The organism is Bacillus swezeyi (assembly GCF_001969815.1).
Taxonomy (GTDB): domain Bacteria; phylum Bacillota; class Bacilli; order Bacillales; family Bacillaceae; genus Bacillus; species Bacillus swezeyi.
The window spans coordinates 87,259-100,309 of the sequence record NZ_MRBK01000017.1 but is presented as its reverse complement, the minus strand read 5'-3'; the positions used below and the strand labels follow the sequence as shown (position 1 = coordinate 100,309).

The window sequence follows — 13,051 nt, the reverse complement described above, 5'->3', positions numbered from 1 at the left end:
ATTATATCTCTTACCAATAATCAATATAGTAATAGAATTGTTCAAGGAGCATTTGGAACTTATAAGAGATTCATTAGCAATGATCAATCTATTCTCTTTTATGATTGGAATAGTTACCACTATAATAGTCATTATTATTAGTTTGATTAAGCACAAGTATTCCGAACAAGCATACTTTTTGAAGATGCTTATGCTAACAAATTACCTTGCAATTTTGCCTTTTCTCACTTTATATGTATTACCAACATTTATAATAGGAGATTATATTTACTCTGCACCATTAGTAGCTCCATGCCTTTTGCTAATACCATTTTCTTTAGTCTATCAATTTATATCAAATAAAATTTACGATGTTGAGTTTTTAATAGGTAGATTAAAGTATTATGGATTATTAGCTATAATCCCAACTATTGTTGTTATCTGCACTATAATATTAATGAAGTATCAGGCGGGTGATTATTATACCGCAAGACTTACAATTTATATTTATCTTGTCATACTTGGTTTGTTTTATCTAAAAGAAATCCTAGACTATCGCTTCCGTCTGAAGCGATTTTCAGAGAAGTTTAACTATCAAGACAGCATTTTTAAATTCACACAAACAATCCGGACATATACGTCATTGAATCAAGTTCTTTTGGAATTGAAGCAAACGATTCTGGATGTCCTGATTGTCAGTCAAGCGCATGTACTGAAAGTGAAAAACGACGGAACGGTATCCTTGCTTGAAGGAGAAACAGAAGAATATCCTTGGATACCATATGAAAAAGAAGTCGCCAAAGTCATTACCGATATCGGCAAAATTGTCGAAGTCGACCGCGGGTTTTTGATTAAAATCGGTGAACGGGGCGGGACGTCGTATGTCATGCTGTGTCTGTCGATTTTAAACACGCCTAAGCTGACGCGCGATGAGATTTCCTGGCTTGAGACGCTGGCCTTTTATACGAGCGTTTCCTTGGAAAACGTTTTGAAAATCGGCGAGCTGATGGAGCATCTTGAAAATGTCAAAAAAGAGGGGCCGAATCCGGTTTGGCTGAATAAGCTGATGTTTGCGATTGAAGAGAAGCAGAGGTCTGACTTGGCAAGGGATTTGCATGATTCAGTGCTGCAGGACATGATTTCATTGAAGCATCAAAGCGAGATGTTTCTTGCCGATTTTGAAAAAGATAAAGTCTGCACGAATCAAATTCGGCAAAGGCTCATCAATATGAATGAGCACATGTCAAACGTCATTCAAATGACAAGAGAAACATGCCAGGAGCTGAGACCGCAGCTATTGTATGATCTCGGCCTCGTAAAGGCGCTTTCCAAACTGGCGGCGCAGCATCGAGAATCCTCCTCGATTGAAAAGATCCGCCTCAATACCGAAAAGTTTTCAAAGATATTGGATCTTGATACACAGCTGAATCTGTACAGGATCGTGCAGGAGCTTCTGAGCAATGCGGCAAAGCATTCAAAAGCCACTGAGATTTTGATTATGCTTGTCTGCATTAAAGAAAAAGTCGTGCTTCATTATGAGGATAACGGTATCGGAGTTGACCAGGACAAGCTTTATCAAAACAGCGCAAACATGGGGCTGTCAGGGATTCGCGAGCGCGTCCGCGCTTTGAATGGCAGTCTGGAGATTCAGACAGCAGAAGGGAAAGGCTTCAGAGTCGTCATTGAAATGGAATTGTAATGTTTAGTTAACAATTTTGCTTGGCATCTGCCAAGTTTTTTCTATAAAATGGTGATAGGGCAAGGTAACGCAAAAGGGAGGAAATTATGAGAAGATTACTTGTGATCGATGATCATCCGGCTGTCATGGAGGGAACGAAGGCAATTCTTGAAACGAATCAGGATTTTATTGTCGATTGCCTCAGCCCGGAAGCAAGCGAACAATTTCTGACGAAGCATGATTTTTCTGCGTATGATCTGATCTTAATGGATTTGAACCTTGGTGAAATCAACGGAATGGACCTATCTAAGAAAATCCTTGAGACATGTTCATCATGCAAAATTATCGTATACACAGGATATGAAGTAGAAGACTATTTTGAAGAAGCGATACGTTCAGGCATGCACGGCGCGATCAGCAAAACAGAATCCAAGGAAAAGATTATCGAGTACATATATCAAGTTTTGGATAATAAAATTGTCGTAGATTATGATTATTTTAAACAGCTGATCACACAGCAGAAAACAAAATCAAGCAGCCAGCAGACCGAACATGAGCTCTTGACTGAAAGGGAATGTCTGATCTTAAAAGAAGTCGAAAAAGGCTATACGAATCAGGAGATTGCCGATGCTCTGCATTTAAGCAAGCGCTCGATTGAATACAGTTTGACGTCCGTCTTCAGCAAACTGAATGTCGGCTCAAGGACAGAAGCTGTTTTAATCGCAAAATCTGAAGGTGTACTTTAATCAAGGGGGATGGCAGGTTGGAGACAAAACATACACTTCTCGAAGCATTGGGGATTGAACTGACAGAATGCAGCAAGGAACGGTGCGTTGCCGTCATGCCGGTTGATGAAAGGACGCGTCAGCCTTTTGGCTATCTTCACGGAGGAGCATCTGTCGCACTTGCTGAAACGGTCGCCAGCATCGGAGCGTATCAGCATATCGATCCAAAACAGCAGGCTTGCTTCGGACTCGAAATTAACGCCAATCATATCAGACCCGTCAAGGAAGGAACCGTTCGAGCGGTCGCGACTCCTTTCCATGTCGGAAAAACCACAATGGTCTTCAATATTGAAATCCGTGATGAACAGGACCGCCTCAATTGCATTTCAAGGTGTACAATGGCGGTCACTCAGCATTCTTCCTCATAAAAAAACTCGCCGAAGTGGCGAGTTTTTTATAGATAAGAATCTTTTTTCTTTTTGATGACAAAATTTCTGTAGCCTTCATAATCATCCTGGACGCTTTTCTTTTCCATTTTAACGCCTGTATTATAGGCGGCCCGGGCGATCAGGTGGGCGCCTACAGGAGACGTCAGGAATACAAAGACGATGCCGAGGAGCACCTTTGCCGTAATCAAGCCGTGAAGCAGCCAGAAGTAAAAGAAAACACCGAGCAGAACACTGATGATTCCCAAAGTCGCCCCTTTTGAAGCGGCATGAATTCTCGAATAGACATCAGGGAGCCTTAATGTTCCAAAAGAAGCGGCCAAGGATATCAGCGCGCCCAATAGAATGAAAACGGCGATGAACAATTTAGCGGCTTCGATCATTTTCGATAATCTCCCCTTTCTCAAGGAATTTGGAAAATGCCACGGTTCCGATAAAGGCAAGAATACCGATTAATAGGATAACCTCTAAATAAGCTGTCGTATTTAACAGGATTGAGACGAGAGCCGTAATTCCGATCAGGTTGATGCCGATCGCATCAAGCGCCACCACTCTGTCAGGGATGCTTGGTCCTTTAATGACCCTGAGGACGTACAAAAAAGTGGAGACCGCCAAAATGCCGAGCGATAATTGCAAAATAAATTCAAACATCAGCGGCTTACCTCCTTAATAGCTTCTTCGAATGAATGGCGAATGTCGCTGATGGCTTTATCGGCATCATCAATATCCACGGCATGAATATAGAGAATAGATCGGTCGTCTGAAACATCGACGACCAATGTGCCGGGTGTTAAAGAAATCAGGTTCGCCAAGGTCGTAATTTCCCAGTCTGCTTTAAGATCTGTCTTGAATGCAAAGATTCCCGGTTTATTTTTCAGCTTTGGGGACAAAATCGTCTTCAGGACGCTTACATTGGCTAAGATCAGCTCTTTTGCAAAAATAAAGAGCAGCATGATAATCGCCCAAATGTTGATCAAATAAAAACGGCGGCGGAAAAAACGCCTCATCAAAAAGAGCGAGAACAATCCGATCGCGTAACCTATCATCAAGCTGACAGCAGTGTAGTCATTGTTCAGAAACATCCAGCATAACGCAAGGATAAAATTCAATAATATTTGTAATGCCATGCGATCTACTCCTTCAAAACGGCTTCAATATATTTTTCAGGGTTTACCAGCGTGTCGGCCGCCTGGTGAAAGTAAGGCGCGACAAACTCTGTGCCGATTCCGATGGCGAGTGACAGAAAGAGCAGTATCGCTGCCGGATACATGTAGCCTTTGACCGGCCTTTTTGCCGGAGCATCTTCCCGGTCATCTCCCCAAAAGCCGTTGATAAAAATTTTCATGACGGAATATAATACGAGCAGGCTTGATAACAGCATGAGCATCGTAATGACGAACTCACCACTTAAAAAGCCCCCTTCTGCAATTTTCAGCTTTCCTATAAATCCGCTGAAAGGAGGAACTCCCGCTAATGAAACGGCTGAGATCATAAACATCCAGCCAAGGACGGGATGGCTTTTAATGAGTCCGCTCATTTTCTTCAGATTGTTCGTTCCCGTCAATGCAAAGAGTGTGCCGCCCAGCATAAACAGAGCCCCTTTGATGATCATATCATGAATTAAGTAATAGACAGACCCTTCAATGGAAGCAGGTGTGTTGGCGGCGATACCAAACAAAATCACGCCGACCGCTGTCACGATATTGTAGATGATGATCTTTTGGACATCCCAATAGGCGATAGAGCCGATAACCCCGAATATAATCGTGAGAGCCGCGAGCCAGACCATCAGCTGATGGGTATAAGCGGTATCTTGTGTGAAAATCAGCGTAAACACCCGGGTGATCGCATATAACCCGACTTTTGTGAGGAGCGCCCCAAACAAAGCAGAGATGGGTGCAGGCGGTGCGTAATAAGAACCAGGCATCCAGAAATAAAGCGGGAAGATCCCGCCTTTCAGACCGAAAACGATCAGAAATAATACGGCGATGACGGTGATCAGTCCTGTTTGGCCGGATTCGCTGATCCGAACGCTCAGATCCGCCATATTTAATGTGCCCGTTACAGCATATAAATAAGCGACTCCGATGACGAATAATGCGGAAGAAATAATATTAAAGACTATATATTTCAAAGATTCCCGCAGCTGAATCTTCGTACCGCCGATTACGATCAGGACATATGAAGCCATCAGCAGAACCTCAAAGAATACGAACAAGTTAAACAGATCGCCTGTCAAAAAAGCGCCGCTCACTCCCGCCAGAAGGAATTGGACAGCTGGATAATAAAAGAAACGTTCCCGCTTTTCTCCGATCGATCGAAACGAATAAAGGACGGTCAGAAATCCGATAATTGCCGTTGTTAATGCAAGAAGGCTGGCAAACTGATCGGCGACAAGGCTGATCCCAAACGGCGGTTTCCAGCCGCCGACATACAATGTTTGTATTCCATCGGTGAACACGGTCTGTACGAGCACAACCGCGGCCGCCACTGCTGCAAGGGAAGATATGGCACTGAATGCGCGCATCAGCTTTATCGATTTGTTCATAAATATTAGCAAAACGGCTGCCAATAAAGGAATGAGTATCGGCAGGATTACAAGATTATTCATGTTGATCATTTCCCCTCATTTGATCCATATCATCCATTTTCAGCTCCTGGTAGGCGCGGAAGGCCATGACCAAAAGAAAAGATGTCACACCGAAAGCGATGACGATTGCCGTTAAAATAAGCGCCTGCGGCAGCGGATCGACATATGCTGCCGTTCCCTCTTGTAAAATGGGAGGCGCTCCTTTTTTTAATCCTCCCATCGTCAGCAAAAGGAGGTGAACGCCGTGGCTGAGCACGGCCGTTCCAATAATCACCCTCAAAAGGCTCTTTGACAGCAATAAATAAGTCGCTGCCGTGAACAAAATTCCTACGATAAATGACATTAAAATCTCCATTATTCTCTCTCTCCAATCGTTTGAATAATGGTCATGGTCACGCCGACCACTACTAGATATACACCGATATCAAACAATACCGCGGTGGCGAGCTCCGTTTTCCCCAGCAGAGGAAGCTGAAAATAATCAAAAGCATGCGAGAGAAATTGAGCGCCGAACACAAAAGAACCGATTCCCGTGCAGAGGGAGATGAATAAACCGGATGCGGCCACATAAATAAAGTTGACGGGCAGGATATTCCGCACCGTTTTTAAATCATAGGCGAGCAGAAGCAGCACGAATGAAGATGCGGTCATCAAGCCGCCGATAAAACCTCCGCCGGGATTGTTATGTCCGGCAAAAAAGATATGGAAAGAAAAGAGCAAAATGATAAAAGAAGCGATCTTCGTAACGGTTTGAAGGATCACATCATTTGTCTGGTGTTTTTTCAATGCTCTTCTCCCCCTTTCTCCATTCTGAGTGTGATCATTCCGTAAATTCCTAAAGCGGCGATGACAAGAACGGTAATCTCAAACAATGTATCAAATCCCCTGAAATCGACCAAAATCACGTTGACGATATTATGGCCGCCTGCAAGCTTATAGCTGTTTTCAATAAAGTAAGATGAAATGCTTTCAAGAGACCGCTGGCTGTTTGCTGACAAAGCGAGCAGAGTCACGATTGCTCCGACTCCGATCGACACAACGGCATTGGTTACTCTGAACTTGGCCGATTTCGGCTTGAATCTGAATTTCGGCAGATGATAGAAACATAAAAGGAACAGCGCTACTGAAATTGTTTCAATAATGAGCTGTGTCAGCGCCAGGTCGGGCGCCCTGAAAATAACAAAAAATAAAGCGAGTGTATAGCCGATGACACCAAGCCCGATAATCGCCGTCAGCCTTGACCTTGCAAAAACGGTTGTAAATGTCGCGGCAATCATAACCGCCGACAGAACGAGTTCATATACGCCGATTGAAGCATTTCCTTTGACGTCATATGAAAAGCCGCCTGTAATCGCGAGCGAGCCGCCGATGACAATGATAAAAAAGACAAAAACATACACAAGGTAGTCGCGGAGAAATCCGGTCATGTATGTCCTTGTGATCTTGTTGGAGCCCTTCTCAAGACCTGACAGCGAGCTGTCATACAGTTTGTTCAGCGTCAGTTTTTCCGGGAGAAGGCCATAGACCTTTCGCCATTTGGCAAGGCTCAAATAAGCCAGAATGCCGAGGACAACGACGCCGACTGTCATAAAGAACTCAGGTGAAAAGTCGTGCCACCTATAAATATGAACCTTGAATTTTTCGCCTTCACCCAAAAGGGTCGGCATAATCGATTCAGCTGCAGGCTCAATGATGCTGTAAGACAAAATGTTCGGGAAAAAGAAAAAAATCACCACGAGAGAGACGAGAATAATCGGCGGAATCAGCATGCCGAGCGGAGCCTCATGCGCTTTTTTCTCAAGTTTTTCAGGCTGATATTTTCCCGTAAATGTTTTAAAAAATAAAACCATGCAGTAAATAAAGGTAAACACGCTGCCGATCCATGCCAAAACAGGGAACAGAAAACCCCATGTACCGGCGTTGAACAGGCTGAAATCAGTGGTCCTGAGCATGCTTGTGAAGAACATTTCTTTACTCAGAAATCCGTTGAAAGGAGGCAGTCCGGCCATCGAGAAAGCGCCGATCAATGTAATCGTAAAGGTAATCGGCATGATCGTCATTAAACCGCCAAGCTTGCGGATATCCCTTGTGCCCGTTTCATGGTCGATAATCCCGACTGCCATGAACAGGCTGCCTTTGAATGTCGCATGGTTGATCAGGTGAAAGATGGCGGCTATAACTGAGACCATGTAATATTCAAAATGATGAAAGTGCAAAGCTGCCGATCCGACGCCGAGCATCGACATGATCATCCCGAGCTGGCTGACCGTAGAAAATGCGAGAATTGATTTCAAATCGGTCTGCTTGACCGCATTGAAGGAGCCCCAGAAAAGCGTCACAATCCCTGTGAGGGAAACGATCCAAAACCATTCTCCCGAAAAAGCGAAGATCGGGGTGAACCTTGCCACGATATAAATTCCCGCTTTAACCATTGTTGCAGAATGCAAATAGGCGCTGACGGGTGTCGGCGCTTCCATTGCATCCGGAAGCCAGATATAAAACGGAAATTGTGCCGATTTTGTAAAAGCTCCGATTAAAATCAGCACGAGTGCCGGAATATAAAAGCTGTGAGCCGAAATCAAGTCAACCTGGCTGATCATTTCCCTGATGCTGAATGAGCCCGTAATCGTATAAAGAAGGATGAACCCGCCAAGCATGGAAAGACCGCCGAAAATTGTGATAAGCATGGACTTTGTCGCGCCATAACGCGATTTTTCCCGCTTGTACCAATAGCCGATCAACAGAAATGAAGAGATGCTGGTCAATTCCCAAAATAAATAAAGTACAATGACGTTATCAACGAGAACAACGCCGAGCATTGCTCCCATAAACATGAGCAGATAAACGTAGAACGGTCCGAGCTGTTCTCTTTCTTTAGACAGATAGTAAATGCTGTAGAGCACAACCAAAGACCCGATTCCCGTAATCAGCAGGGCAAACAGCAATCCGAGGCCGTCCACATAGGCGGTAAAGTTGATGCCGAAGGAAGGAATCCATTCCAGTCCGGCTCTTAATGTGCCCCCATTTGCCGTCATGCCGATCATACGAAAAAAATAAATAAATAATAGAACAGGAAGAAGCAGGACAAACCATCCTGTATGAATCTTTCGGGCATATTTCGCCAATAGCGGAATAAAGAAGGCGAGTGCAATAGGCGATAAAATCGCAATATGTAAAGATGTCATCGTTAACCTCCCTTAGGTAGCTTGTATAAATACATTCTGTTCCATACTAAAATTTTCAAACGTTATGTACTTTTTTAGAACTGGTGACCTAGACAAATTATAACTCAAATTTTAATCGGCTGCATGATCACAAAAAATCACTTGTTTATGCGGTCTTATGAACCTGAAAACAATTTTATCAAAAAATAAAGCATTTGTATAATGGAAAGTTTTTTTGAACAAGCTGAAAACTGAGGTGATAAAAGGTGAGAAAAAAAGCTTTTGTCAGCTGCAGTTTATTTTGTTCGCTTTTTGCAGGAGCGTTTATGATCAACAGGGAAATGACTCGTGAAACGCCGCCTGACATCGGAGCAGACGAAGACCCGCAATACCGCGGCGATTACGCTCCGATTCAGACAGGGGCAGAGGATGAGCCTTTGCTCAAGAAAGGAACCGCTCCTTTTAAACCGAGAGAATATATCAGAGTTGAGAAACGCTGAAAACAAAAAAGGAATCCGATCGCATAGATCAGACTCCTTTTTGTTTTTTTATACGTTCTTACGAGGTGAAAAACTTCAGTAAAACGGTTGCCACAATCACGGTTGATGCCCCTCCGAGACGCGTTGAAATTTGCGCGAAAGGCATGAGGCCCATTCGGCCGGAAGCGGAAAGAATGGCCACGTCTCCCGTACCGCCAAGTCCGCTGTGGCAGCCGGTGACAATCGCTGATTCCACAGGATACATGTTCATTAGTTTTCCGACGAAGTATCCTGACGTCACCATGGCAACAACGACAGAAGCACAGACAGCGATGAAGCGCAAAGAGATGACTGATGCTACATCATCAAGCGGAATATAAAGAATGCCCAATCCGACCATCAACGGCCATGTAAAGCTTGAGGACATAAATTTGTAAAGCTGGTGAGCGCCCTTTTCCATGCTGGCCGGCAGGAGTTTTGCATACTTTACAAGAGCCGCGGCGATGATCATTAAAATCGCTCCGGGAATTGCGATGAACTTGGAAACCAGGCCGCCGAAAATGAAGAACGAACAAGCGATCAGAACGCCGGCGCCCATTAATTTCAAATCAATTTTGGCTTCCTCTTCTTTTTGATTGAAAATTTCATCGTCTTTTTTCGATTTGACAAGGCGTCCGTTCCCGTTTAATTCAGGACGTTTTTCGCCAAGCTTTTTCATCAGGCCGGCCGAGATAATCGCCACGACGTTTCCAATGATAGCGGCTGGGATCAGCTGGGAAACGAATACATCCGTAGATTGGCCCAAAATTTGCGAATACGCTAGAGACAGCGGCAAAATGCCTTCTCCGATACCGCCGGCAATAATCGGGACAATGATAAAGAAGAAAGCTTCATAAGGACTATAGCCAAATAAAAGACCGACGAGAATTCCGGCAGTTACAGCGGCGACTGTCCCGGCCAAAAGCGGAACGAACATTCTCATAAAACCTTGGATCAGAACGGTGCGGTGCATGCCCAAAATGCTTCCGGCTACTAAACAAGCAATATAGAAATACAAGAAATTTGACGTCTTCATCAGTGTTGTAACCGCTTCCAACGAAGCTGGATTCAGCACTTTAAAAAAGACTAAAAACGAAGGAACGAACAATGAAAGAATAGCCGGTCCGCCAATGTCTTTTAAAATTGGAATACGCTGGCCGATATCTCCGAGAATAATTCCGAGAATCATGATGATAGCAAAGCCGCCAAGCATATCGTTCGGCAGTTCATTAAAATACGCTGCTAAGAAGATAATGACAGCCAGAGAAATATAAAGCGGAAAAGGGATAACTCCAATCTTCCAGCTGATTATTTTCTGGAACAGGTTTTTATTATCTTGTTGGTGATTATGATTTGTAATCGGTTTCAAATCTTTTGCTGCTTCCATGAAAAACACCCCCATGTTTGTATGGTTTCAATTGTAGAAGAAAAGTGTCGATTCTGTGCGTTTTTTAAATTAAAATAATTGATTGATAATTAAATTAAAATGAAAAAGGCCGAAAAAGTGATGTTTATTCGCTTGACTAAAAAAAATATAGGCCTTTTGATTTATGGTGGCGGTTTTTCATGAAGAGGAAAAGGCTGCTTTCGTTTATTTTGCGGGTGTTTTTTACACAAGCGGTTAAAAAAATCCCCCGATGGCGTTTTCGGGGGATTACGATTTTCGGTTTGTAAGAGAGCCCAACACTTCTCCCATTTTCACTTGAAGTGAGGGGTGCAGGCGCTCGGCAGGGAGAAAGGTGTCTTTTTCAAACAGGAGAATAACGGTTGATCCGAATGAAAAATAGGCGATTTCTTCTCCTTGGCGCCATTCTTTTGAATCCGACAGTATGACGATCGAATTAATATACATCGCTCCGACTTTCACTAACAGGGCTGATCCAAATTGATGCTTGAATTCTGAAATCATCCTGTGGTTTTTCGTCAGCGGTGATTTTCCGTACGTCAATCCTATATGATTCACCGGGTAAGAAGCGTTTCCCAGCGAATATTGTTTTTCAAGCGTGCCGTGCGCCGGGCTGTGGATTCTGTGGTAGTCTTTCGGGCTTAAATAGATGATGATATATGTTCCGCCCAAATAGCGGCCTGTGACTTCATCTCTGCCGATCATTTCTTCGAGCGAGTAAGGTTTATTTTTCACGATAAACTGTTTATCGGATGAGATCGTGCCCATTTCTTCTATAACCCCGTCTACGGGGCTGACCAGGCTGTTTGGATCTGCGGGGAGCGGGCGCGCCCCGTTCTTCAATTTTCTGATGAACAGTTCGTGCAAGCTGTTAAAAGAGCCGGCATCTTCCAGCATTTCTTCTGTGTTAATATGAAAGGTTTTGATATAAGAAGAGATAAGTGGTTTGCTGAGCTTTGACTGAGCAAACTTTTTCAATGCCCGGGACATGCCCTTTTTATTTGTCAACTCAATCAAAAATCGGTAAAGCCGCTTTTTCAAGCTGTTCACTCCTTTTGTTGTCATCCGGAAAGCAAGTGGCTTTTTATATGACTCCGATCGTGTAGCCGACCGTAATAAAAACGAGACACCAAATAAACGCTCCTGAACCGGCGTACACCAGAAACCTTTTCATTTTCATTTCGTTCATTCCGGACAGATAGCATGTTACATGGCGAATTCCGGGAATAAAATAGCCGAATACGATCGTCCACGGGCCGTATTTGTCAAACCAGTGATGAACAGTATCCATTCTTTTCGGCGTCAGACCGATCCATTTGCCGAACCTGTCCAGCAGCGGCTTACCGATTTTCTTCCCTAAAAAATAACTGATGAGCATGCCTGATATGGCCCCTGAAAAACTGATCAAGAGTGACAGCCCATAGTTTAATATATGAATAGAAGACAGATACCCGACAAAGGTCATCATCACCTCATCGGGTATTGGAAGGCCTGCGATTCCGAGGACAAGCATGCCGAATATCGCAAAATACCCGTAGTGGGAAATCAATTCTCTTGCCAACTCCATTAAACCCTAGCTCACTTTCTTCAATAGTTTTTTTCCTTTTAGACTGATGACTTTGATTTTGCTGACCATGAGATAGGACAAAAATAAAGTGACCATTATGAACGTCTTTTTGCCGAGGATATCGCATAAAAGGTTGAGACACACCAACATGGTGCCTGCAGCCGTAATAGGCAGTCCCGTAAAATAATCCTGGTTCTCTGACTGAATATTAAAACGGGCCAGCCGAAGTGCTCCGCAGACAGGGAACAGCAATGTAGAAGGGAGGCCGAGCAGCGGAGCATCATGAAAAACGATCGAATAAGTAATAATAGCTGGAGCTACTCCGAAAGTGATAATATCAGCCAATGAGTCCAACTCTTTTCCGAACAGGCTGACTGCATTTAATTTCCGCGCGGCCATACCGTCAAGGCTGTCCAAAATGGCGCCGATCACAACAAATATGATCGCCAAGAATAAATACCCTCTGAATGCCAGCAATATCGAAGACAAGCCCGAAACAAAGTTTCCAATCGTAATCAAAGAAGGTATGATTGTTTTTTTCAATTGTTTTCGCATCCTTTAAGTCAAACCATTTTATATAGAAATTAAACAATATTTAATTGTATACGATTTGCATTCTATCTGCAATAAAATTCCTGTAATGCATTTTAACCAGACTTTCTCATCATACCATAAAAGTGGTAAAAGCGTTGGCGTCATCAAAAAAATTTAAGATTTATTAAGGTGCAGTGAAAAAAGAATAAGAGAGCATGGCTGCTCTCTTATTCCATTAATCTATTACCGCTCTCGGCGCATCTGCTCCGCCGATAAAACCGGCAGGCGCGAAAATCGTTAGACGTAAGGGCAAAGGGGCGCATGGACCCGATAATGCTCAAACACTGCACCGATCAAATGCCATTTTCCGAATAAGAGGGCGGCAAGTGCGATAAATCCTTGGCTTGTGAAAAACCCCCCCTTCCAAAGCAGCAGAAGGGGAGGG

Annotated in this window: 15 protein-coding genes; 4 read left to right on the top strand and 11 right to left on the bottom strand. The window is 43.7% G+C overall.

The window, feature by feature from the left end:
• Positions 1 to 436 precede the first annotated feature (436 nt).
• The 3 genes from BTA30_RS15335 to BTA30_RS15325 all read left to right on the top strand — a co-directional run bounded on the left by BTA30_RS15335 (position 437) and on the right by BTA30_RS15325 (position 2,810).
• Positions 437 to 1,678: a sensor histidine kinase gene (locus tag BTA30_RS15335; protein WP_239695195.1), complete on the top strand. Its 1,242-nt coding sequence runs from the start codon at positions 437 to 439 to the stop codon at positions 1,676 to 1,678.
• Positions 1,679 to 1,764: 86 nt separating this feature from the next.
• Positions 1,765 to 2,403, top strand: coding sequence for a two-component system response regulator ComA (gene comA, locus BTA30_RS15330; RefSeq protein ID WP_076762176.1), 639 nt, complete (start codon positions 1,765 to 1,767; stop codon positions 2,401 to 2,403).
• A gap of 17 nt (positions 2,404 to 2,420) precedes the next feature.
• Positions 2,421 to 2,810, top strand: a complete 390-nt coding sequence (locus BTA30_RS15325) for a hotdog fold thioesterase (protein ID WP_076762175.1) — start codon at positions 2,421 to 2,423, stop codon at positions 2,808 to 2,810.
• 26 nt (positions 2,811 to 2,836) lie between these two features.
• On the opposite strand, the gene mnhG is transcribed toward BTA30_RS15325, so the two are convergent.
• From mnhG to BTA30_RS15290, 7 genes are read right to left on the bottom strand one after another with little or no spacing between them, the layout of a single operon-like run.
• Complete coding sequence (gene mnhG, locus BTA30_RS15320; protein WP_076762174.1) at positions 2,837 to 3,211, bottom strand: monovalent cation/H(+) antiporter subunit G; 375 nt, start codon at positions 3,209 to 3,211, stop codon at positions 2,837 to 2,839.
• Positions 3,195 to 3,479, bottom strand: a complete 285-nt coding sequence (locus BTA30_RS15315) for a Na(+)/H(+) antiporter subunit F1 (RefSeq protein ID WP_003184842.1) — start codon at positions 3,477 to 3,479, stop codon at positions 3,195 to 3,197. Before BTA30_RS15315 ends, mnhG begins: the two co-directional genes overlap by 17 nt.
• Positions 3,479 to 3,955 (bottom strand): Na+/H+ antiporter subunit E, encoded by a 477-nt coding sequence (locus BTA30_RS15310; protein ID WP_076762173.1) that lies wholly within the window; start codon positions 3,953 to 3,955, stop codon positions 3,479 to 3,481. Before BTA30_RS15310 ends, BTA30_RS15315 begins: the two co-directional genes overlap by 1 nt.
• A 5-nt stretch (positions 3,956 to 3,960) precedes the next feature.
• A complete protein-coding gene (locus BTA30_RS15305) occupies positions 3,961 to 5,439 on the bottom strand; it encodes a Na+/H+ antiporter subunit D (RefSeq protein ID WP_076762172.1) in 1,479 nt (492 codons plus the stop codon).
• Positions 5,432 to 5,773, bottom strand: coding sequence for a Na(+)/H(+) antiporter subunit C (locus BTA30_RS15300; protein WP_076762171.1), 342 nt, complete (start codon positions 5,771 to 5,773; stop codon positions 5,432 to 5,434). Before BTA30_RS15300 ends, BTA30_RS15305 begins: the two co-directional genes overlap by 8 nt.
• Positions 5,773 to 6,204, bottom strand: a complete 432-nt coding sequence (locus BTA30_RS15295; RefSeq protein ID WP_076762170.1) for a Na(+)/H(+) antiporter subunit B — start codon at positions 6,202 to 6,204, stop codon at positions 5,773 to 5,775. Before BTA30_RS15295 ends, BTA30_RS15300 begins: the two co-directional genes overlap by 1 nt.
• Positions 6,201 to 8,603, bottom strand: a complete 2,403-nt coding sequence (locus tag BTA30_RS15290; RefSeq protein ID WP_076762169.1) for a Na+/H+ antiporter subunit A — start codon at positions 8,601 to 8,603, stop codon at positions 6,201 to 6,203. The genes BTA30_RS15295 and BTA30_RS15290 overlap by 4 nt, the downstream gene beginning before the upstream one ends.
• A 245-nt stretch (positions 8,604 to 8,848) precedes the next feature.
• Between BTA30_RS15290 and BTA30_RS15285 the strand changes: the two genes are divergently transcribed.
• Positions 8,849 to 9,082: a hypothetical protein gene (locus tag BTA30_RS15285; protein ID WP_076762168.1), complete on the top strand. Its 234-nt coding sequence runs from the start codon at positions 8,849 to 8,851 to the stop codon at positions 9,080 to 9,082.
• Between the two features lie 58 nt (positions 9,083 to 9,140).
• Here BTA30_RS15285 and maeN read toward each other — a convergent pair whose 3' ends face one another.
• The 4 genes from maeN to pssA form a co-directional block, all read right to left on the bottom strand.
• On the bottom strand, positions 9,141 to 10,487 hold the full coding sequence (maeN, locus tag BTA30_RS15280; RefSeq protein ID WP_076762167.1) for a sodium/malate symporter MaeN: 1,347 nt from the start codon (positions 10,485 to 10,487) through the stop codon (positions 9,141 to 9,143).
• Positions 10,488 to 10,754: 267 nt separating this feature from the next.
• Positions 10,755 to 11,546 carry a phosphatidylserine decarboxylase gene (locus tag BTA30_RS15275; protein ID WP_076762166.1) on the bottom strand — a complete coding sequence of 264 codons (792 nt, stop codon included), beginning with the start codon at positions 11,544 to 11,546 and terminating at the stop codon, positions 10,755 to 10,757.
• 43 nt (positions 11,547 to 11,589) lie between these two features.
• The gene (locus BTA30_RS15270; RefSeq protein ID WP_076762165.1) at positions 11,590 to 12,072 is read right to left on the bottom strand and encodes a DedA family protein; all 483 of its coding nucleotides are present in this window, start codon (positions 12,070 to 12,072) and stop codon (positions 11,590 to 11,592) included.
• 6 nt (positions 12,073 to 12,078) lie between these two features.
• Positions 12,079 to 12,615 carry a CDP-diacylglycerol--serine O-phosphatidyltransferase gene (gene pssA, locus BTA30_RS15265; RefSeq protein ID WP_076762164.1) on the bottom strand — a complete coding sequence of 179 codons (537 nt, stop codon included), beginning with the start codon at positions 12,613 to 12,615 and terminating at the stop codon, positions 12,079 to 12,081.
• Positions 12,616 to 13,051: the final 436 nt, after the last annotated feature.

Coding starts and splice junctions, on each gene's coding strand:
- BTA30_RS15335 (WP_239695195.1), top strand. CDS start 437: ATGAAGTATCAGGCGGGTGATTATTATACCGCAAGACTTACAATTTAT.
- comA (WP_076762176.1), top strand. CDS start 1,765: ATGAGAAGATTACTTGTGATCGATGATCATCCGGCTGTCATGGAGGGA.
- mnhG (WP_076762174.1), bottom strand. CDS start 3,211: ATGATCGAAGCCGCTAAATTGTTCATCGCCGTTTTCATTCTATTGGGC.
- BTA30_RS15315 (WP_003184842.1), bottom strand. CDS start 3,479: ATGTTTGAATTTATTTTGCAATTATCGCTCGGCATTTTGGCGGTCTCC.
- BTA30_RS15310 (WP_076762173.1), bottom strand. CDS start 3,955: ATGGCATTACAAATATTATTGAATTTTATCCTTGCGTTATGCTGGATG.
- BTA30_RS15305 (WP_076762172.1), bottom strand. CDS start 5,439: ATGAATAATCTTGTAATCCTGCCGATACTCATTCCTTTATTGGCAGCC.
- BTA30_RS15300 (WP_076762171.1), bottom strand. CDS start 5,773: ATGGAGATTTTAATGTCATTTATCGTAGGAATTTTGTTCACGGCAGCG.
- BTA30_RS15290 (WP_076762169.1), bottom strand. CDS start 8,603: ATGACATCTTTACATATTGCGATTTTATCGCCTATTGCACTCGCCTTC.
- maeN (WP_076762167.1), bottom strand. CDS start 10,487: ATGGAAGCAGCAAAAGATTTGAAACCGATTACAAATCATAATCACCAA.
- BTA30_RS15270 (WP_076762165.1), bottom strand. CDS start 12,072: ATGGAGTTGGCAAGAGAATTGATTTCCCACTACGGGTATTTTGCGATA.